Annotated in this window: 16 protein-coding genes and 1 pseudogene; 14 read left to right on the plus strand and 3 right to left on the minus strand. The window is 60.9% G+C overall.

The window, feature by feature from the left end; translation table 11 throughout:
- Positions 1 to 8: 8 nt before the first annotated feature.
- The 6 genes from F8N96_RS02950 to F8N96_RS02975 all read left to right on the plus strand — a co-directional run bounded on the left by F8N96_RS02950 (position 9) and on the right by F8N96_RS02975 (position 5,788).
- On the plus strand, positions 9 to 860 hold the full coding sequence (locus F8N96_RS02950) for a glycine betaine ABC transporter substrate-binding protein (protein ID WP_150796490.1): 852 nt from the start codon (positions 9 to 11) through the stop codon (positions 858 to 860).
- Between the two features lie 76 nt (positions 861 to 936).
- Positions 937 to 2,055, plus strand: a complete 1,119-nt coding sequence (locus F8N96_RS02955) for a quaternary amine ABC transporter ATP-binding protein (RefSeq protein ID WP_150796864.1) — start codon at positions 937 to 939, stop codon at positions 2,053 to 2,055.
- Entirely contained in the window at positions 2,052 to 2,900 is an 849-nt protein-coding gene (locus F8N96_RS02960) for an ABC transporter permease (protein ID WP_150796491.1), read from the plus strand. The genes F8N96_RS02955 and F8N96_RS02960 overlap by 4 nt, the downstream gene beginning before the upstream one ends.
- Positions 2,897 to 3,745 carry an ABC transporter permease gene (locus F8N96_RS02965; protein ID WP_150796492.1) on the plus strand — a complete coding sequence of 283 codons (849 nt, stop codon included), beginning with the start codon at positions 2,897 to 2,899 and terminating at the stop codon, positions 3,743 to 3,745. The genes F8N96_RS02960 and F8N96_RS02965 overlap by 4 nt, the downstream gene beginning before the upstream one ends.
- Before the next feature lie 12 nt (positions 3,746 to 3,757).
- A complete protein-coding gene (locus F8N96_RS02970) occupies positions 3,758 to 4,756 on the plus strand; it encodes a 4-hydroxyproline epimerase (protein WP_150767307.1) in 999 nt (332 codons plus the stop codon).
- Between the two features lie 102 nt (positions 4,757 to 4,858).
- Positions 4,859 to 5,788, plus strand: coding sequence for a DMT family transporter (locus tag F8N96_RS02975; RefSeq protein WP_224789488.1), 930 nt, complete (start codon positions 4,859 to 4,861; stop codon positions 5,786 to 5,788).
- Positions 5,789 to 5,890: 102 nt separating this feature from the next.
- Here F8N96_RS02975 and fdhA read toward each other — a convergent pair whose 3' ends face one another.
- Both fdhA and mhpT read right to left on the minus strand, forming a co-directional pair.
- Positions 5,891 to 7,090, minus strand: coding sequence for a formaldehyde dehydrogenase, glutathione-independent (fdhA, locus tag F8N96_RS02980; RefSeq protein ID WP_150796493.1), 1,200 nt, complete (start codon positions 7,088 to 7,090; stop codon positions 5,891 to 5,893).
- Positions 7,091 to 7,287: 197 nt separating this feature from the next.
- Positions 7,288 to 8,523, minus strand: coding sequence for a 3-(3-hydroxy-phenyl)propionate transporter MhpT (mhpT, locus tag F8N96_RS02985; protein ID WP_150796494.1), 1,236 nt, complete (start codon positions 8,521 to 8,523; stop codon positions 7,288 to 7,290).
- 333 nt (positions 8,524 to 8,856) lie between these two features.
- On the opposite strand from mhpT, the gene F8N96_RS02990 reads away from it, so the two are divergent.
- A complete protein-coding gene (locus F8N96_RS02990) occupies positions 8,857 to 10,167 on the plus strand; it encodes an OprD family porin (RefSeq protein ID WP_150796495.1) in 1,311 nt (436 codons plus the stop codon).
- 55 nt (positions 10,168 to 10,222) lie between these two features.
- On the opposite strand, the gene F8N96_RS02995 is transcribed toward F8N96_RS02990, so the two are convergent.
- Positions 10,223 to 10,711 carry a MarR family winged helix-turn-helix transcriptional regulator gene (locus F8N96_RS02995; RefSeq protein WP_150796496.1) on the minus strand — a complete coding sequence of 163 codons (489 nt, stop codon included), beginning with the start codon at positions 10,709 to 10,711 and terminating at the stop codon, positions 10,223 to 10,225.
- Positions 10,712 to 10,923: 212 nt separating this feature from the next.
- On the opposite strand from F8N96_RS02995, the gene F8N96_RS03000 reads away from it, so the two are divergent.
- The 7 genes and pseudogenes from F8N96_RS03000 (at position 10,924) to F8N96_RS03030 (ending at position 21,358) form a co-directional block, all read left to right on the plus strand.
- Positions 10,924 to 11,754, plus strand: a complete 831-nt coding sequence (locus tag F8N96_RS03000; protein ID WP_138965462.1) for a p-hydroxycinnamoyl CoA hydratase/lyase — start codon at positions 10,924 to 10,926, stop codon at positions 11,752 to 11,754.
- 110 nt (positions 11,755 to 11,864) lie between these two features.
- Positions 11,865 to 13,313 (plus strand): aldehyde dehydrogenase, encoded by a 1,449-nt coding sequence (locus tag F8N96_RS03005; protein WP_150796497.1) that lies wholly within the window; start codon positions 11,865 to 11,867, stop codon positions 13,311 to 13,313.
- 151 nt (positions 13,314 to 13,464) lie between these two features.
- Positions 13,465 to 15,348 (plus strand): feruloyl-CoA synthase, encoded by a 1,884-nt coding sequence (locus tag F8N96_RS03010; protein WP_150796498.1) that lies wholly within the window; start codon positions 13,465 to 13,467, stop codon positions 15,346 to 15,348.
- Positions 15,345 to 16,586, plus strand: a complete 1,242-nt coding sequence (locus F8N96_RS03015) for a thiolase family protein (protein ID WP_150767301.1) — start codon at positions 15,345 to 15,347, stop codon at positions 16,584 to 16,586. The genes F8N96_RS03010 and F8N96_RS03015 overlap by 4 nt, the downstream gene beginning before the upstream one ends.
- A gap of 59 nt (positions 16,587 to 16,645) precedes the next feature.
- Positions 16,646 to 18,400 carry an acyl-CoA dehydrogenase family protein gene (locus tag F8N96_RS03020; RefSeq protein ID WP_150796499.1) on the plus strand — a complete coding sequence of 585 codons (1,755 nt, stop codon included), beginning with the start codon at positions 16,646 to 16,648 and terminating at the stop codon, positions 18,398 to 18,400.
- 413 nt (positions 18,401 to 18,813) lie between these two features.
- Complete coding sequence (locus F8N96_RS03025; protein WP_150796500.1) at positions 18,814 to 20,145, plus strand: MFS transporter; 1,332 nt, start codon at positions 18,814 to 18,816, stop codon at positions 20,143 to 20,145.
- 158 nt (positions 20,146 to 20,303) lie between these two features.
- Positions 20,304 to 21,358 (plus strand): annotated as a pseudogene (locus F8N96_RS03030) (OprD family porin).

The following is a 21,358-nucleotide window of genomic DNA, read 5'->3' on the forward strand; positions in this document are numbered from 1 at the left end:
AATAATCCATGAAAAATATCTGGAAGGCACTCTGCGCACTCGCGCTTTTGGGCATGATGAGTGTGCAGGCACACGCTGAAGAAAAAAACATAGTAATGGGTACCATGTCCTGGGAGGATTTGGTGCCCATTACCGGCATTACCAAGAAAGTACTTGAGAATGCGGGATATACCGTAAAGGTCGTGGAGTTTTCCGAATGGGGTATCGCCTACGCTGCACTCAGCAAAGGGGATATTCAGGTGTTGGCATCCCAGATTGATTACGCTGCAGCCGATTACTGGAAAAAGAATAAAAACAAAATCGAAAAACTGTCGCCGGTCTCCTTTGGTCTTTATCAGGGCATGGCAGTACCCAGTTATGTAGACATCGACTCCATCGAACAACTGAATGCAAACGCGGAAAAACTGGGGAACAGAATCATTGGCATCGAGCCTGGTTCGGGTTTGATGAGTGACGCGAACAACGTTGTCAAAGCGTACGACATCAAGCTCAAGCTGGTCGAAGGTAGTACTTCCGCCATGACCGCGGCTTTGAAATCGGCAGTCGACCGCAAGGAATGGGTGGCGGTAACCGTTTGGGATCCTTCGTGGATGACCAAGAAATTTGATCTCAAATTCTTGAAAGATCCAAAAGGAGTCTTCCCGCCATTGCAGGGTTATTACTGGATCGGACACAAAGGCTTCGCTGAAGCCAATCCGCGTGCGCGCGAACTGATGGCCAGCGTTTATGTGCCTATCACGGACATCACCGCGATGAATGCTGAAGTCAAGGATGGCAAGACCATGGACGAGGCTATCAAGGGCTGGATAGACAGCCATACAGATCTTGTAAGTCGTTGGGGAAATATCAAGAACTATTGAGTTTTGTTTGTTCGCCACTGCCGCCCTTTTGATTAATTAAAGAAACCAGCAAACAACTGGTTCGATGGATTGCGAAATGACAATGGCCACAATTAATACTGACGAAGTGCTGGTGGATTGCCAGTCGGTTTGGAAAATCTTCGGTAAAAGTGCACCGGCAGCCATGAATGCGGTTGTCCAGCAGGGTCTTTCAAAGACCCAGATCCTGCAACATTACGGCTGCGTGGTCGGGGTTTCCGATGTCAGTCTCCAGGTTCGCCGCGGGGAAATCTTTTGCATCATGGGTTTGTCCGGCAGTGGCAAATCCACCCTTATAAGGTTGCTGAACAAGCTGATCACCCCTAGCTCGGGTAAGGTGCTGGTCAAAGGCAAAGACGTTTCATCCTTGTCGCCGGCACAGCTGCGAGAGGTGAGGGCGCGTCACATCGGAATGGTCTTTCAAAGCGTTGCCTTGCTGCCTAATCGTACGGTTCTTGAGAACACCGCGTTTGGCCTGGAAGTGCAGGGTGTGGGCAAGGCTGAACGTTACAAAGTGGCCGAGCAGGCGCTGGCGAAGGTTGGATTGAGCGAGTGGACTTCGCGCTATCCCAGTGAGCTGTCCGGGGGCATGCAACAACGGGTCGGACTGGCGCGTGCACTGACTGCCGATCCAGAAGTGATCTTGATGGATGAGCCGTTCAGCGCGCTTGATCCGCTGATTCGCCGACAGTTACAGGATGAGTTCCGCCAACTGACCAAGGAACTGGGCAAGTCCGCGGTGTTTATTACCCACGACCTGGACGAGGCCATCCGCATTGGTGATCGCATTGCGATCATGAAGGATGGCGCCATCATTCAGGTCGGCACCGCCGAGGAGATCGTGCTCAACCCGGCTGATGACTACGTGGCTGAGTTTGTTGCCGGCATTTCCCGACTGCATCTGGTGAAGGCTCATTCGGTCATGACGTCGGTCCAGGCCTACAAGGCAGCACACCCGATGTGCGACATATCCAGGCTCACCAAAACCTCCCTTGACGCCGATATCAATGAGCTGATCGGATTGACGATGAAGTCCGAGCGCGACGCGCTTGCCGTCGTCGATAACGCAACAGTGGTGGGGATCATTACCCCCCGTGATCTGCTGCGGGGGGTGCAAGGTATTCCCAATGAACTGGCGCCCGTAGCAACTGCCAATGCGATGGAGGCGTCCGCATGAGCACGCCGGATTTTTCCAGTCAGTTCGATGCATCCATTGATACAGGGCTGGAATGGCTTTCGGATAATGGCGAGTTCGTGTTCGATGCCGTCAATGCGGTGCTCAATGGCATTTACGCAGGCGTGCTGTGGTGTATCGCTTATCCACCCCATTACGTCGTGGCGATTGTCCTGGCGTTGATTGGCTGGCGTGTGGTCGGCGTGCGCTTCGCGATTCTCTCAGGTCTGGCATTGCTGCTGTGCGACCTCATCGGGTTGTGGCCAGAGACAGTCAGTACGCTTGCACTGGTGCTCACCGCTACCGTGTTGGCACTGGCGGTCGCCATTCCTCTGGGAGTCGTCGCAGGCCTGGCGCCGGCCTTTGATCGTGTGGTTGATCCTTGTCTGGATTTGATCCAGACGATGCCGCCCTACATCTACCTGCTACCGGCCATTGCGCTGCTCGGCTACGGCCCCGCCACGGCGCTGTTGGCGACTTTTATCGTCGCGCTTCCCCCAGCTCTACGACTGACCTCCCTGGGTATTCGCATGACACCCAAGGAGTTCATCGAATTGGGAGATGCCAGCGGCGTGACTGGTATGCAGATGTTTTTCAAGATCCGCTTACCGTTCGCCATGCCCAGCATCATGGCCGGCGTTAACCAAAGCCTGATGATGGCATTTGGCATGGTTGTCATTGCAGGCATTGTAGGTTCGGGCGGTTTGGGCGAGGCGATTTACGGGTCCGTTCGTACTTTGGATATTGCCAAGTCGATCAACGCAGCCATCGCAATCGTCATATTGACCATGATTCTGGATCGTCTGGCGCAGAGCGCTGCACAATCGCGGGTGGGGGCTTCTCAATGACAACGCACATTCAATTTTCTCCAGGCGAATACCTGGCGCCTGCCGTTGATTGGCTGAACACGAATTTACATGGTTTGTTCAAAGGGATCAGTCAGGTCGTCGAGGCGGTACTCGGTGCAGTGGAGGGAACGCTGCTTGCTCCCCATCCGTATTTATTCATCGGTATTGTCGTCGTCGCGGCGTTCCTTTTTGCCAATAAGCGGGTCGCTGTTTTCGCTGCGGTGATGTTGGCTTTCTGTTTGTTCGCGGGCCTTTGGCTCGCGTCCATCCAGACGATCGCGCTCGTCAGTGTGGCGGTCCTGATCTCGGTGGCCATCGCTTTCCCGCTGGGGGTTCTGGCTGCCCGGGTGAAGCGAGTAGATGAAGCGTTGCTGCCGATTCTGAACATCATGCAAACGGTGCCGCCCTGGGTTTACCTGATCCCTGCGGTGATGCTGTTCAGCCTGGGTCGCGTTCCCGCGATCATCGCAACGATTGTTTACGGCATCCCACCAATGCTCAGATTGACGACCCTGGCCTTCAAGCAGTTACCCAAGGATCTCCTTGAGTTGGGTCAGGCATCCGGTGCTTCACCTAAAGACATTCTGTTCAAAATTGAACTGCCGACGGCTGCACCCACGCTGTTGGTAGGCCTGAACCAATGCATCCTCATGTCGCTGGCGATGGTGGTGCTGGCCGGTCTGGTGGGGGCAGGCGGTCTGGGGGCTGAAGTCACTCGTGGCCTCTCCAGGATGGAGATGGGCCTGGGGCTTCGAGCGGGCCTGGCCATTGTCGCTATTGCGCTGCTGTTGGATCGACTGTCACGGGGCGCGTTGCAGCGTCACTCCCCCAGCAAACACCTTTGAGAGGGCTTCAGTATGAGACGCAGCTTTTTTTGCATTGATTCGCACGCGTGCGGCAACCCGGTTCGGGTCGTAGCGGGCGGGGCACCGCTGATGCCTTCCGTATCGATGGCAGAGCGGCGCGATATTTTCGTGCGTGACCACGACTGGGTGCGCACCGCATTGATGTTCGAGCCCCGGGGGCACGACATCATGTCTGGCGTCATCATCTATCCATCGGTACGTGATGACTGCGACTTCGGTGCATTGTTTATCGAAGTCAGCGGCTGCCTGCCGATGTGTGGAGCGGGCACCATCGGATTATCGACCGTGGTCATTGAAGAGGGCTTGGTGACACCTCGCGAGCCGGGAAAACTAGCGATTGAAACACCGGCAGGACGGGTCGATGTCGAATACACCCTGGGCGGGGAATTTGTTGAGTCGATTCGCTTGTTCAACGTAGCCAGCTACCTGCACAGCGCCGACGTGGTGGTGGAAGTACCTGGCGTTGGAACATTTACGGTGGACATCGCCTACGGCGGGAATTTCTACGCGGTGGTTGAACCACAGGAGTGCTGGACTGGATTCGAAGGGCAGACGACGGCTGACATCGTGGGGTTGAGCCAGAAGCTACGCGCAGCGCTCTCGGCCATTTGTGACCCAGTGCATCCAGAGAACAGCAGAATCAGTGGTGTTCATCACATCATCTGGTGTGACAAACCACAGAGCAGAACCGTGCATGGACGCTGTGCCGTGTTCTACGGTGATAAAGCTATTGATCGTTCTCCCGGCGGTACCGGTACCTCGGCCCGGATGGCTCAGCTCTTCGCAAAGGGTCGGCTGAGCGTCGGGGACGTTTATCGACTCGAAAGTCTGATCGGTACAATCTACGAAGGAAAGGTGGAGGCGTCGGTAAAGGTCGGAACCTTCGACGGCATGAATCCAAGTGTCAGCGGCTGGGCTGAGGTGATAGGTCACAACACTATTTTCGTCGATGACAAAGACCCTTTGGCGCACGGGTTCCAGCTCGCATAAACAGTACGGTCACGGCGCCAGCGGTTGATTCTTCGCAAACGCAGATTCAACCGTGGTTTGCACAAAGGCTGCGTTCGTCAGTGTAAAGAAGCGAGGCGTAAAGTGATCGAACGACGAGATCAAATAACAACTGGGTACCACACCGCAAAAAATACTGCGCCCACCGTTGCCGCTAGTCCTGGGGTCGCAAGGCCCCAACTCGGGATTTTTTTATGCCTGCTTTCAATGCTTATCTTTGCGAGCCAGGACGGAATAACCAAGGTGCTTGTCAACGACTTTCCGGTCGCCCAACTGGTCATGGTGCGTTATTGGGTGTTTGTCGTTTTTGCTCTCGGATATGCCGCCTACCAAGGTAGGGGCAAAGAGTCATTGCGCAGTAAGCACCCTTGGCTCCAGATCATTCGAGCGTTGTTAGCCGTGGGTGAAACCATACTGTTTGCAGTGGGGCTACGATATTTGGGCCTGGCCGAAATGCATGCGCTCTATGCCGTATTTCCACTCATGGCACTTGCATTGGCGGGGGCCGTGCTTGGGGAGTTCATAGGTCTGCGGCGCTGGATTGCCGCCGCCATAGGGTTCACCGGGACACTGATCATCCTTCGGCCTGGCGCAGGCATTTTTGAAGTCGCGGCGCTGATTCCCCTGCTGGCTGCTTTGGCGTTCGCGGTGTTCAACGTACTGACGCGCCGGATTAGCCAGCACGACTCCTTTGCTACGAACATGCTCTTTATGGCAAGTGTGGGTGCCCTGACGGTCACATTTGCGGGGCTACCCGCATGGGTTTCTCCGACTCCGGTCCAGGGCCTCTTGATGGGGATCCTGTCATTGACGGGCGTAGTCGCTCAGATTCTGTTCATTCAAGCACTGAAATACGCAACTGCTGCTACCCTGCAGCCTTTCAACTATGCGCTTCTGGTGTTCGCCACTTTGATTGGTGTGATCGTTTTTGCCGAGCGCCCGAATACCTGGGTGGTTGTCGGCGCAGCGTTGGTGATTGTTGGGGGGCTGTATGCGATTAAAGCGAAGGCGTGAACGTACCTGAGTGTCTGTAGTAATCAATGTGTGGCTGGTTTCCTGGATGAGCACGGCCATAAAAAAGGGCAGCTCAAAGTTGCCCTTTTCCCAACCTGCTCCTCAGGCGGCGCTAAACAGCTTGTGCGGGTCCATGACGAATTTCTTCGGCACCCCGGCATCGAACTCGTGGTAACCGCGCGGTGCGTCGTCCAGGCTGATCACCTGCACGCCGACGACCTCGGCAATGTTGATCCGGTCCCACATGATCGCCTGCATCAGCTGACGGTTGTACTTCATTGTCGGGGTCTGGCCGGTGTGGAAGCTGTGGGACTTGGCCCAGCCAAGGCCGAAACGGATTTTCAGGCTGCCATGCTTGGCGGCTTTGTTGACCGCGCCCGGGTCTTCGGTGACATACAGACCGGGGATCCCGATATTGCCGGCGACCCGCACCACGCCCATCAGCGCGTTGAGCACTTCGGCCGGGGCCTCGTGCTGCGCGCCGTCATGGCCGTGGCCACGGGCTTCGAAGCCGACGGCATCGACCGCACAATCGACTTCCGGCTCACCGAGCAGATCGGCGATTTGCTCGTGCAGCGGAGTGTCCTGAGTCAGGTCGGCGATCTCGAAGCCCTGGGCCTTGGCATGCGCCAGACGCAGCGGATTGACGTCGCCGATTATTACCACCGCCGCACCCAGCAGACGGGCAGAGGCGGCAGCAGCCAGTCCGACTGGACCGGCACCGGCGATATACACTGTGCTGCCAGGGCCGACGCCGGCGGTCACCGCGCCGTGGTAGCCGGTCGGCAGGATATCGGAGAGGCAGGTCAGGTCGCGGATTTTCTCCATGGCCTTGTCGCGGTCGGGCAGCTTAAGCAGGTTGAAGTCGGCATACGGCACCAGCACGTATTCGGCTTGGCCGCCAACCCAGTCACCCATGTCCACATAGCCATAGGCACCGCCGGGGCGCGCCGGGTTGACCGTCAGGCAAACGCCGGTGTGCTGTTCCTTGCAACTGCGACAACGGCCGCAGGCGACGTTGAACGGCACCGAGACCAGGTCACCGATCTGCACGTTTTCCACGTCACGGCCCTTCTCGATCACCTCACCAGTAATCTCATGGCCAAGCACCAGCCCGACCTGGGCCGTGGTCCGACCACGCACCATATGCTGGTCGGAGCCGCAGATATTGGTTGAAACCACGCGCAGGATCACGCCATGGTCGATGCGCTTGCCGCGCGGGTCTTCCATTTTCGGATAGGGGATGGTCTGCACCTCGACCTTGCCTGCGCCGAGATACACGACACCACGATTACCAGACATGTTTTCACCTCGCTTTTGTTGTTGTGAGAACACGGCCCTTGTACTGCGAAGGGGCGCGCGGCCTTACAGTGCAGTGGTATATGTCTTGCGTTTGCGCGTGAGTGCAGATTGGTTGGAAGTCACCTCCCAGCGACGCGTGATTAGCAGTCATCGTATCGATCCTACGCCTGGTATCAGCACCCTGCGAGAGCAGTTTTTCAGGGTTTGTCCGCGACCGGGTTCGCCGTCCTCAGTTCGGGCACAGTCTGCGGGGCCGATCGGACAATCACGCTGATGATGGTCAGTGCTGCAATCACCAACCCCGGTGAAGTCGCCAACAACACCCCAGTGGTCCCGGCCCCGGCCGCCAGAATCTGCCCTGCGGCCAAGGGACCGGCGACCGACCCCAGGCGACCGACAGCCACCGCGGCACCGACGCCGGTGGCACGCACCGAAGTCGGGTACGACGGGGGTGCCAGGGCGTAAAGCACCAGTTGCGCGGCCATCACAAACAACCCAGCGCAAAACCCGGCGACGGCCATGGGGACAATGCCCACCGACAGGCCGACCCCGGCCAGCGCCGCCAGCAATCCGGCATATACGTACAGCACCACCTTGACGCCGTTGCAGCGATCCAGCAGCACCCCACCAAGTAGCGAGCCGAGGGCGCCACCAAGGTTGAACAGCATCTGCACCAGGCCAGCCTCGGCTTTGCTGAAACCTTGTTCCAGCAGCAGTGATGGCAGCCAGTTGAGCAACATGTACATCACGGTCAGGGTGAAGAAGTAGCTCAGCCACAACGCCAGGGTGACGCGAGCCCGGCCTTCGCCGAACAATGCCTGGCCGGTTGAAGCGCGGGGCTCGGTGACAGTGCCTTGTTGCTGGCGAAAGGCGCTGGACTCGGGCAGTAGCAGGATCATCAGCGGCACCACCAGCAAGGGCGCGAGCCCGCCGATGATGAAGGTCGTCTGCCAATGTTCGGTGAAGAGCATGGCGACCACCGCCGCCAGTGCGCCACCCAGCGGCACGCCGGCATACATGATGCTGATCGCGGTGCCACGACGTTGTTCACCCACGGCTTCGGCACACAGAGCGATCAGGTTGGGCAGGGCGGCGCCCAAGCCCAGGCCGGTCATGAAGCGCGCCAGGAGCAGGGTTGAGAAACTGCTGACGTAAGCGGTGCTGAGGGAGAACACGCCGAACAGCAGCACCGCTGCAATGAGGATTTTCTTGCGGCCGATTCGATCGGCAATCCAGCCACCGAAAAAGGCGCCCGGCAGCAAACCGATGATTCCGGCGCTGAACACCCAGCCCATCGATTTCGGGTCCAGGGTAAAGGTCTGGCGCAGGCCCGCGGCGGCGGTACCGGCAGCTTGCAGGTCGAAACCTTCGATCAATGCAACGATAAAACACAGGGCAATGGTCAGCGTCGTACGACGTGATGGGATGTCCATGGCGAACCTCATTATTGTTTTTGTGGGAGTGCTGACGGATGAGCGCGAGCCTGTTCCCCCGAGGCGGTGACAGGCCTGAAATAAGATTAACAAAGATAACTAAAAAATGAATGTCCAAGATTTTTTGCTGAAAAACACAATTAAATTCCATAAAATCAGTTAGATAGCATTGCGATAAAGGTACATCGAAAAAATAGATAATAATATTAATGTTCGTTTATCGGTCACTCACGATTGACGCCACGTCCGGCTGTTTCCATTCTCTGGCCGCAGATCTGCGGGATAACCCAACGATCCCATTCAAAAAACAACAACAATAAGTGGACATCGAACATGCCAGACCTTCCTTGGGACGCCCTTGTGGCGGATTCAACCTTACCTGTTCGCGTACGCCACCTGGCCTTGCTGGGCCTGAGTTTGATTGCGCCATCGGCGCTGGCTGACGGCTTCATCGATGACAGTCACGGCACCTTGACCTTGCGCAATTACTACCTGGATCGGGATTACAAGGACGACGGAGCGAAAACCGCGGCCCGGGAATGGGCTCAGGGTTTCATCATGAATGTGGAGTCGGGCTTTACCCCGGGGAGTGTCGGCTTCGGCCTGGACGCCCGTGGGTTGATGGGGGTCAAGCTGGATTCGGCACCGGACCGTAGCGGCACTGAGTTGCTGCCGGTGTCCAGCAGCGACAAGCGCGCGGCGGACGAGTATTCGCGCCTGGCCATGACTGCCAAGATGCGTGTTGCCCAGACCACGGTGAAGACCGGCGACGTGTCGATCTTCCTGCCATTCGCTTTCGCCAGCCCGTCGCGGCTGCTGCCGCAGACTTTTCGCGGCACCACGCTCAGCTCAAAGGACATCGACGGACTGACCGTCAACACCGGCTATATCGATCGCATCAACAAGCGTGATTCCACCGACTACCAGCCGATGAGCATCGCTTCGCCAAACGGGCGTTTCAACGGCGCGGCCACCTCATCGCACATGGCCTATGTCGGCGGCGATTACCAGGTGAACAAGGACCTCAGCCTGCGCGTGTATCACGCCGAAGTGGCGGACCTGTATCAGCAGAACACCCTGGCGTTGCTGCACACGCTGCAGGTGGGTGAGGGCACGCTGACCAGCGATGTACGCAGTTTTTTCAGCGATGAAGACGGCAGCGCGAAGGCCGGTAAAGTGGACAACCGCAACCTGTCGGCGCTGTTCGGCTATCGCGTCGGCGGCCATCGTCTGAGCCTTGGCTATATGCACGCCAGTGGCGACACGGCGACGCCCTATGTGTCAGGCACCGAGTTGATGGGCATGAGCGAGCTGACCATGAGTTCGGATTTTCTCAATGCCAGGGAGCGAACCTGGCAGGCGATCTACGACTATGACTTCGCTGCCGCCGGGGTGCCCGGCCTGAAGAGCCGCCTGCGTTATGTGCGCGGTGACCATATCGAACTGGCGGCGTTGAATGCCGACGACCGCAAGGAGCGGGAGTTCCAGATGGAGCTTGGGTATGTGATCCAGAGTGGCCCGCTGAAGAATGTCGGGCTGATGGCACGCAAGTCGATCTATCGCAACGACTTCCCCGCCGGCGCGGCGTTTCGCGATGAAAACCAGACCCGCTTTCTGGTGCTCTACACCGTGCCGATCTGGTGAGCCTTTTACAGCCATAAGGCCAGCCGTTCCCCAGGAATGCGCTGGCATCGGCGTTTCAGGCTTGATAGACCTTTTTCAGCAGCCTGAGCAGTTCTTCGCGTTCCTGGCTGTCGAGGGCTGAGGTGGCATCCCTGTCGCTCTCGGCAGCGATCAGCTTCAGCTCCTTGAGCAGCGTCTCGCCGGTCTTGCTGAGGAATATTCCATAGGAGCGTTTGTCCGGTTTGCAGCGTACCCGTACCGCGAGCGCGCGCTCTTCGAGCTTGTTGAGCAGCGGCACCACTTGGGGCGGCTCAATGGCCAGGGCCTTGGCCAGGTCGGACTGCATCAGCCCAGGGTGCCGCTCGATGATTGCCAGTGCCGAGAACTGCGCAGGCCGCAAATCGTGGGTCGACAGTCGGCTGATCAGATTCTGGAACAGTTTCAGCTGGGCACGGCGCATGGCGTAACCGATCAGCTCGTCCAATGCGGAGTCCATCGGCGCCTGAGTTTCGACGTCGTCGGCCAAGGCTTCGGGAGCTGCGACATGTTTGGACGACTTGGCCATTGCAGGGAAATCCCTCGGGTTGCAGGTTAATAAAGATATCTAGTTTGACGAGGTTGGCCAGGAATAGCTACGGCAGAAGCCTGATACGGGGTCTTTTGGAACACCTCGGTGGTGAAAAATATTTGGTTAATTCTGTTAATAGTTAATTGACATAACTAATTTGCCGGTTTAGCTTTTACCCATCGTCAAGCCAAGAACAAGAGAGCATCGCCATGAGCAATTACGAAGGTCGCTGGACAACGGTCAAAGTGGAAATCGAGGAAGGCATCGCATGGGTCATCCTCAACCGCCCGGAAAAACGCAACGCCATGAGCCCGACCCTGAACCGCGAGATGATCGACGTTCTGGAAACCCTGGAGCAGGATCCGGACGCGGGCGTGCTGGTGCTGACCGGTGCCGGCGAAGCCTGGACCGCCGGCATGGACCTCAAGGAATACTTTCGCGAAGTGGACGCCGGCCCGGAAATCCTCCAGGAAAAAATCCGTCGCGAAGCCTCGCAATGGCAGTGGAAACTGCTGCGCATGTATGCCAAGCCGACCATCGCCATGGTCAACGGCTGGTGCTTTGGTGGTGGATTCAGCCCGCTGGTGGCCTGTGACCTGGCGATCTGCGCCGACGAAGCGACCTTCGGCCTCTCGGAAATCAACTGGGGCATTCCGCCGGGCAATCTGGTGAGCAAGGCCATGGCCGACACCGTGGGCCATCGCCAGTCGCTGTACTACATCATGACCGGCAAGACCTTTGGTGGGCAGAAAGCTGCCGAGATGGGCCTGGTCAACGAGAGCGTACCCCTGGCGCAATTGCGTGAAGTGACGGTCGAACTGGCGCGTAACCTGTTGGAGAAAAACCCGGTGGTGCTGCGCGCAGCCAAGCATGGCTTCAAGCGTTGCCGCGAACTGACCTGGGAGCAGAATGAGGATTACCTCTACGCCAAGCTCGATCAGTCGCGCTTGCTCGACACCGAAGGCGGTCGCGAGCAGGGCATGAAGCAATTCCTCGACGACAAGAGCATCAAGCCCGGTCTGCAGGCGTATAAACGCTGAAGCCCGCCGGGACGAACAGCGGGGTCCATCCTGCTGTTCGTTGCCCACGGCGACGCTACTGTTGCACCCCTCGAATGCATTCCCGATAAAGACAAGAAAGAGGAATCACCATGCTGGACGTGCCCCTGTTGATCGGCGGCCAGTCGTGCTCCGCCGGCGACGGTCGAACCTTCGAACGCCGTAATCCGGTGACCGGTGAAGTGGTGTCGCGGGTTGCCGCCGCGACTCTGGAAGATGCCGACGCCGCAGTAGCCGCGGCCCAGGCGGCGTTCCCCGCCTGGGCCGCCCTGGCCCCCAATGAACGACGTACGCGCTTGCTCAACGCGGCTGAGCAATTGCAGGCGCGCAGCGCCGAGTTTATTGCCGCAGCCGGCGAGACCGGGGCCATGGCCAACTGGTATGGCTTCAATGTGCGTCTGGCGGCCAATATGCTGCGTGAAGCGGCGTCGATGACCACCCAGATCAACGGCGAAGTGATCCCCTCGGATGTGCCTGGCAGTTTTGCCATGGCCCTGCGCCAACCCTGCGGCGTGGTGCTGGGCATCGCCCCGTGGAACGCTCCGGTGATTCTCGCCACCCGCGCCATCGCCATGCCCCTGGCCTGCGGCAATACCGTAGTGCTCAAGGCCTCGGAACTGAGCCCGGCGGCGCACCGCCTGATCGGCCAGGTTTTGCAGGACGCCGGCCTGGGCGATGGCGTGGTCAATGTCATCAGCAATGCCCCGGCCGATGCCGCCGCCATTGTCGAACGCTTGATCGCGAACCCGGCGGTGCGGCGCGTCAACTTCACCGGCTCGACCCATGTCGGGCGGATTGTCGGCGAGCTCTCGGCGCGCTACCTCAAGCCAGCGTTACTGGAACTGGGGGGCAAGGCGCCGTTGCTGGTGCTGGATGACGCCGACCTGGATGCGGCAGTCGATGCGGCAGCCTTCGGCGCCTATTTCAATCAGGGGCAGATCTGCATGTCCACCGAGCGCCTGATCGTCGACATCAAGGTCGCCGATGCCTTTGTCGCCAAGCTGGCGGCCAAGGTCGTGACCCTGCGTGCCGGTGATCCGGCTGCTGAAGACTCAGTGCTCGGCTCCCTGGTCGATGCCAGTGCCGGTACGCGGATCAAGTCGCTGATCGACGATGCCCTGGGCAAGGGCGCCCGGCTGGTGGTCGGCGGGCAACTGGACGGCAGCATTTTGCAGCCGACCCTGCTTGATGGCATCACCGAGCAAATGCGCCTGTACCGCGAGGAATCCTTCGGTCCGGTGGCTGTGTTGCTGCGCGGTGAGGGCGATGAAGAGCTGCTGCGTCTGGCCAACGATTCCGAGTTCGGCCTGTCGGCGGCGATTTTCAGCCGTGACACTGGCCGCGCCCTGGCCCTGGCGCAACGGGTCGAGTCGGGCATCTGCCACATCAACGGCCCGACTGTGCACGATGAAGCGCAAATGCCGTTTGGCGGGGTCAAGTCCAGCGGCTACGGCAGTTTTGGCGGCAAAGCCTCGATCGAACACTTCACCCAATTGCGTTGGGTCACCTTGCAGAACGGTCCACGGCACTACCCGATCTGATCCGTCGCCACGGGCGCAGGCTCCTTGGAGTCCGCCGCCCGTGTGCAGGCCAGGCATAACAATAACAAGGCCGCGCAGCCACCGGCTGCCATGCTTGCTGCCCGTCGCCCTGCGTGCGCGGCGCAGGCGTGCCTTGATGGAGGACACGTACGTGAGTTCCGAATTCAGAGCACCATCCCAACCCGTGGCCAACCCGTCGCGTTACCGCCAAGTGTCCATCGGCCGGCCATCGGTCGAGGTCAGTGAAGTACAGGGCGTGTTGCATATGCGCTCCCTGGAGCCACTCGCCGAGCTGCCTTCGCGGCTGCTCGATCGTCTGGTGCATTGGGCCCAGGTGCGCCCCGAGCAGACCTTTATTGCCGCGCGCCAGCCCGGCGGCGAATGGCGCCGAGTCAGCTATGCCGAAATGCTCGACAGCGTGCGGGCCATCGCCCAGGGCCTGCTGAGTTACGGGCTGTCGGCCGACAAGCCCCTGGCGCTGTTCTCGGGCAATGACATCGAACACCTGCAACTGGCCTTGGGCGCGATGTACGCCGGGATTCCCTACTGCCCGGTGTCGCCGGCCTATTCGCTGCTGTCCCAGGACTTTGCCAAGCTGCGCCATGTCTGCGACCTGTTGCAGCCGGGCCTGGTGTTTGTCAGCGATGCCGGCGCTTACCAGCGCGCCATCGACGCCGTACTGCCGCCTGACACGCCGCTGATCACCGTGCGGGGCCAGGTGCCGGGACGCAGCCAGACGAGCTTTGCCACCCTGCTCGAACAGCCCGGCGGCGCCGAGGCCGACGCTGCCTTTGCCGCCACCGGCCCGGACAGCATCGCCAAGTTTCTGTTTACCTCGGGCTCGACCAAATTGCCGAAGGCGGTGATCACCACCCAGCGCATGCTCTGCGCCAACCAACAGATGCTGTTGCAGACCTTCCCGGTGTTCGGCGAAGAACCACCGGTGCTGGTGGACTGGCTACCGTGGAATCATACCTTCGGCGGCAGCCACAACGTTGGCATCGTGTTGTACAACGGCGGCACCTTTTACCTGGACGACGGCAAGCCCACCGCCCTGGGCTTTACCGAAACGCTGCGTAACCTCAAAGAGGTATCGCCCACCGCTTACCTGACCGTACCCAAGGGCTGGGAAGAGCTGGTCAATGCCCTGGAGCAGGACGCCGAGCTGCGGGCGTGTTTTTTCAAGCGCATGAGCCTGTTTTTCTTCGCTGCCGCCGGGCTCTCGCAAAGTCTCTGGGACCGCCTCGACCGGGTCGCCGAGCAGCACTGCGGCGAACGCATCCGGATGATGGCCGGGCTCGGCATGACCGAGGCTTCGCCGTCCTGCACCTTTACCACCGGGCCTCTGTCCATGGCCGGCTACATCGGCCTGCCGGCACCGGGTTGCGAAGTACGCCTGGTGCCGGTGGACGGTAAACTCGAAGGACGCTTTCGCGGGCCGCACATCATGCCCGGCTACTGGCGCGCACCGCAGCAGACCGCCGAGGTCTTCGACGCCCAGGGCTTCTACTGCTCGGGCGACGCGCTCAAGCTCGCCGACCCGCGTGACCCGCAACTGGGGCTGATGTTCGACGGGCGCATCGCCGAGGATTTCAAACTGTCGTCCGGGGTCTTTGTCAGTGTCGGGCCGCTGCGCAATCGCGCGGTGCTCGAGGGCTCGCCCTATGTCCAGGACCTGGTGATTGCCGCGCCGGACCGCGAATGCCTGGGAGCCCTTGTGTTTCCACGGCTGTACGAATGCCGGCGGCTGGCGGGCCTGGGCGCCCAAGCGAGCGACGCCCAAGTGTTGGACAGCGAGCCGGTACGCCAATGGTTCGGCGACTGGTTGCAGCGGCTCAATCGCGAGGCCACAGGTAATGCCAGTCGCCTGGAATGGATTGCCTTGCTCGACGAGCCGGCCTCCATCGACCGTGGGGAAATCACCGACAAAGGCTCGATCAATCAGCGCGCGGTATTGCAATGGCGTGCAGCCAGGGTCGAGGCGCTGTATCGCGGCGAAGACTCGACGATCCTGCGCGCCGGGCCCAAGCCGTGAGTAGCGCCGGGCAATACTCGGCCTTTGCCGATGCGGCGATTTTCGACGCCGTGCGCACCCCTTGGGTCGACCTCGGCGGGGCCCTGGCCCAGGTTTCGCCGATCGACCTGGGGATCAAGGTCGGCCGTGAAGTGCTGGCCCGTGCCGGCATCGACCCGCTGGCGGTGGACAGCGTGCTGGCCGGCTCCATGGCCCAGGCCAGCTTCGATGCCTACCTGCTGCCACGGCATATCGGGTTGTACAGCGGCGTGGCGCAATCGGTCCCGGCGCTGGGAGTGCAGCGCATCTGCGGCACCGGCTTCGAGCTGTTGCGCCAAGCCGCTGAACAACTGCGCGACGAGGTGCAACTGGCCTTGTGCGTGGCCAGTGAATCGATGTCGCGCAACCCGATTGCCGCCTATACCCACCGGGGCGGGTTTCGTCTTGGTGGCGGGGTCGAGTTCAAGGATTTTCTCTGGGAGGCCCTGTACGACCCGGCCCCCGGACTGGACATGATCGCCACCGCCGACAACCTGGCGCGGCGCTATGAGCTGAGCCGCGAGGCGGTAGACCGCTATGCCTGCGACAGCCATCAGCGGGCCTTGCTGGCGCAGCGCGCAGGGGCCTGGGTCGGGGAAATCGTCGCCGTGGATAACCAGCTGTTTGAATTGGAGGGCTATCAGTCGCGCGGCATCAACCTGCCGCGCCGGGCCAGTGCCGTCACCGAGGACAGCCATCCACGGCCCACCGACTTACCGGCCCTGGCCCGCCTGCGAGCGATGCACGCCGGCGGCGTACAAACCGCCGGTAACAGTTGCGCGGTGGTCGATGGCGCGGCGGCGGCGTTGGTGGGGCGGGCCTCGGCTTGCGCGCGCCCGGCCCTGGCTCGGTTGCTGGCCAGTGCGGTGGTTGGCGTGGCGCCAGAGTTCATGGGTATCGGCCCGGCGCCGGCGATCCGCCTGCTGCTGCAACGCAGTGGGCTGAACCTGGGCGACATCGACCGTTTCGAGATCAACGAAGCCCAGGCGGCCCAGGTGCTGGCGGTGGCCCGGGAACTGGAACTGGACAGTGCCCGGCTCAACGTTCAGGGCGGTTCCCTGGCGCTGGGGCATCCCCTGGCCGCTACCGGCCTGCGCCTGGTCATGAGCCTGGCCCGGCAATTACGCCAGCACAATTTGCGTTACGGGATTGCCGCTGCGTGTGTGGGCGGCGGGCAGGGCATGGCGTTGCTGATCGAGAACCCGGCGTACCGCGCCTGAGGCAATATCGGCCCGTCCAGCGAGGCGGGCGACTCTTTTTCTCTCCGATGAGGTTTCCCATGTGGAGCTATCAGGCGCCCCTGCGCGATATGCAATTTGTGCTCGAACACTGGCTGCAGGCGCCCATGGCGTGGCTCCGCAGCCCGGCATTCGAAGGGCTGGATCTGCCCCTGGCGGTACAGGTGCTGGAAGAGGCGGGACGTTTCAGCCAAGGCGTGCTGGCACCGTTGAACGGCAGCGGCGATCGCCAAGGCTGTCGCTGGGCGGCGGGGCAGGTCAGCACCCCGGACGGCTTTGCCGACGCCTACCGAGCGTATGTCGACGGCGGCTGGCCTGCGCTGGCCTGTGCCGAAGCATTGGGCGGGCAAGGCCTGCCGCAACTGCTCGATGCGGCGCTGCAAGAGATGCTCTACGCCAGCAACCACGCCTGGGCCATGTACACCGGCATCTCGCACGGCGCCTACCTGTGCCTCAAGCACCACGGCGCGCCCTGGTTGCAGGAGCGCTACTTGCCTGACATCGTCAGCGGCCAGGCCTTGCCCACCATGTGCCTGACCGAGCCCCAGGCCGGCAGCGATGTCGGGCTGCTGCGCTGTCGCGCCAAGCCCCAGGACGATGGCAGCTATCGCCTGCACGGCAACAAGCTGTTTATCTCCGGTGGCGAGCACGATCTCACGGGCAATATCCTGCACCTGGTGCTGGCGCGCTTGCCGGGTGCGCCGTTGGGCAGTCGCGGTGTTTCCCTGTTCCTGGTGCCCAAGCGACTGGACACTGGCCAGGCCAACGGCGTGCGCTGTGACGGCATCGAACACAAGATGGGCATCAAGGGCAGCGCCACCTGCTCCCTGGTGTTCGAAAGCGCCCAGGGCTGGCTGATCGGCGAGGCCAACCGGGGCCTGGCGGCCATGTTCGTGATGATGAACTCGGCGCGCCTGCATGTCGGCCTGCAAGGCCTGGGGCATGTCGAGGCGGCCTGGCAGAACGCCCGTGAGTATGGTGCCGAACGCTTGCAGATGCGCGCGCCGCTGCGACCGGAAGGCGTGACGGCCCAAGCCGCCGACCCGATCAGTTATCACCCGGCCATGCGCCGGGTGTTACTGGAGCTGCGCACCACCAGCGAAGGCTTGCGGGCCATCGGCTACTGGGCCGCCCATTTACTGGATCAGGCCGAGCATGACCCGGACCCACAGACGCGGCAGCAGGCCGGGCAACTGGCGCAGTTGTTGACGCCGATCATCAAGGCCTTTTTCACCGAGCAGGGGTTTCGTCAGGCGAGCAACGCCTTGCAAGTCTTCGGTGGTTACGGCTACGTCGCCGAGTTCGCCATCGAGCAGACGCTGCGTGACAGCCGCATCGCCATGATCTACGAGGGCAGCAACGAGATTCAGGCCAACGACCTGCTGCTGCGCCAGGTCCTGGGGGATCAGGGCCGCGCGTTCGCCCTGTTGTTGACACAACTGCGCGACGAGGCCAGGCAGGGCGGTAAATGGACCGAATGCGCAGGTTTCGCCGTCGCCCTTGGCAGTCTGTGCGACGCGTTGGCGGCGGTGGTCGACGACATACGTGAACGGTCAGGGGAGGACAGCGAATATCCCTATCGGGCCGCCGGGGATTTTCTTCAGTTGTGCGGCATGACCTTGCTGGCCCTCGCCTGGGCGCGAGCGGCGCGGGTCTCCAGGGCGCTGCCGGAAGAGGATCCGTTGCGCGCCGGCAAGTTGCAAAGCGCCGGGTTCTTTTTCAACTACTTGCCGTCCCGAGTGGCGCAGCATCTGGCAGCGATAGAGGGGGCACAGGCAGCCTTGGCGTTTGTCTGATAGGAGATAATGGATCCATTGGTCGACTCTGATCAATGGTCGTACTCAGAGGGACGAGGACGCTTGTGGATGGTCGATAATCGAACGGAAATATTTGAGGTGAATTAAGGATGTAAGGCATTGATATTTAAGCAGTAAATAATAATGTCCTGAGAGTTTTTCTTCGGCCTGGAACGGTTTTCAGGACAATCAACACTCAAAGCCTATTGCCTATGGATCCATTAGCGGGTTAATTAGCGCCCTGGCAATGGCAGGAGCCCTCCTGACCATTCCGATAAAAACTACAAGAAGGGTTTCGTCATGAATGGCTTATCAAGGGCGCGGAACTGCCCGGGTTCCGTCCGCCGCCTGTGTGTGTGCACGCTGCTGTCTGCTCTTCCATCACTGTGGGTTCATCGCGCGAAGGTCCTGTCATGAGCCTCGATCTGAAGAGCCGCGTGGATAGCGGCCCCATGACCTCCTTTCAATACCTGGCGATCGCCGTCTGCATTGTGCTGAACATGATTGACGGTTTCGACGTGCTGGTAATGGCATTTACCGCCGCCTCGGTATCGGCCGAATGGAGCCTGAGCGGGGCACAGATCGGCTTGCTGCTCAGCGCCGGACTGTTCGGCATGGCCGCCGGTTCGTTGTTTATCGCACCCTGGGCCGACCGCTTTGGCCGGCGCCCGTTGATCCTCTTCTGCCTCGGGCTTTCCGGCCTTGGCATGCTGCTCTCGGCCCTGAGCCAGACTCCCGTGCAGCTGGCCTTGTTGCGTGGCTTCACCGGCCTGGGCATCGGCGGCATCCTGGCCAGCAGCAACGTGATTGCCAGCGAGTACGCCAGCAAGCGCTGGCGCGGCCTGGCGGTCAGCCTGCAATCCACCGGCTATGCCCTGGGCGCGACCCTCGGCGGCTTGCTGGCGGTGTGGCTGCTGACCCACTGGGGCTGGCGCTCGGTGTTCCTGTTTGGCGGCGTGGTGACCTTGCTGGTAATTCCACTGGTGCTGCTGTGGCTGCCGGAATCACTGGACTTTCTGCTCGCCCGCCGCCCGGCCAATGCCCTGGCCCGGATCAATCGCCTGGCCCGGGGCCTGGGACAACCGGCGCTGGCGCAAATGCCGGCGCCGGTGCTCAAGGAGCCCGGTGCTGCCAGTGGTTTCGGCCAGCTCCTGGCGCCGGCCATGCGCCACACCACCTTGCTGATCTGGCTGCTGTTTTTCCTGGTGATGTTCGGCTTCTACTTCGTCATGAGCTGGACCCCGAAACTGCTGGTTGCCGCCGGCTTGTCGGCGCAGCAGGGGATTACTGGCGGGGTGCTGCTGAGCGTCGGCGGGATCTTCGGCGCGGCCCTGATCGGCGGCCTGGCCTCACGCTGGCCGCTGACCCGGGTATTGTCGCTGTTCATGCTGATCACTGCCGGCTTGCTGGTGCTGTTCGTTGGCTCAGGCTCCTCGATTGCCGCGGCCCTGGGGCTCGGCTTGCTGATCGGACTGTTCTCCAACGGCTGCGTCGCCGGGCTCTATGCGCTGTCGCCCGTGGTCTATGACGCCTCGGTGCGCGCCACCGGGGTCGGCTGGGGTATCGGTATCGGGCGCATCGGCGCGATTCTCTCGCCGACCGTGGCCGGCTTCCTGCTCGATGGCGGCTGGCAACCACTGCATCTGTATGGAGTTTTTGCCAGCGTCTTCGTGATGGCCGCCGGCTGCCTGTTGCTGCTCAAGTTGCCCAAGGTCGAGGCCCGACCGGCGCTGGCCAGCGCCTGACCCTGGCGTGCAGCACTCGCGCGCCAATACCCCTTCCGATGCCTTGACCGACTGATTGACGCCCGGCCGCGCCGGGCATTTTCGCAGCCAAAGATGGACGGGCCCTGAACGGCCTGTCGGGGAGCGGCTGCGCCTGTGAAAAGCGGAGAACAATAATAATGAACACCCCTTGCTGCATCCTTGCGCGCTCGATGGCTGCGGCCTCGCTGACCCTGGGCGTCGGCCTGCCGGCCTGGGCTGAAGACGCCGGCTTTTTCGAGAACGCGAAGACCGATCTGCTGTTGCGCAACTATTACTTCAATCGGGATTTTCGCGATCCGGGAGCGGCCAAGAGCCAGGTCGAAGAGTGGGCCCAGGGCTTTATTCTCAAGTTCAATTCCGGCTACACCCCGGGTACCGTCGGCTTCGGTCTGGACGGTATCGCCATGTTCGGCGTCAAGCTCGACAGCAGCCGGGTGGCCAGTGGTTCGGAGTTGCTGCCGGTGCAGGACGACGGGCAGGCAGCGGATAACTTCGGGCGGGTCGGCATGGCGCTGAAAATGCGCATTTCTGCCACCGAATTGAAGGTCGGAGAATTGCTGCCGGATATCCCTGTGCTGCGTTACGACGATGGCCGGCTGCTGCCCCAGACCTTCCGCGGGGCCATGCTCGACTCACGGGAAATCGAAGGGCTGGGGCTAAAGGCCGGGCAATACCGCTCGGTGAGCCTGCACAACTCTTCAGACATGGAGGATCTCTCGGCCTGGGCGGCTCCGGGGGTAACCTCCGATGGGTTCAATTACGCGGGTGCCGAATATCGCTTCAACCAGCAGCGAACCCTGGTCGGGGCCTGGCATTCGCAGTTGGAAGTGGCGACAGCCCGTGGATGTCCGTTTACGGCAGCAGTGGCCGGACCCTGGGCAACGATATGTTCAACGGTAACTTCAGCAACGCCGACGAGCGCTCCTGGCAGGCGCGCTATGACTACAACTTCGTCGCGATGGGTGTTCCCGGGCTGTTGGCGATGGTGCGTTACGGCCATGGTGATAACGCCACTACCAGGGTTGGCAGTAACGGCAAGGAGTGGGAGCGTGATACTGAGGTGAGCTATACCTTCCAGAGTGGCAGCTTTAAGAACCTCAGCGTGCGGCTGAACAACGCCACTAATCGCCGCAGCTTCAACAGCGACTTCGACCAGACCCGGTTGATCGTCAGCTACCCGCTGTCACTGTAG

It is taken from the genome of Pseudomonas fluorescens, from assembly GCF_902497855.1.
Taxonomy (GTDB): domain Bacteria; phylum Pseudomonadota; class Gammaproteobacteria; order Pseudomonadales; family Pseudomonadaceae; genus Aquipseudomonas; species Aquipseudomonas fluorescens_BI.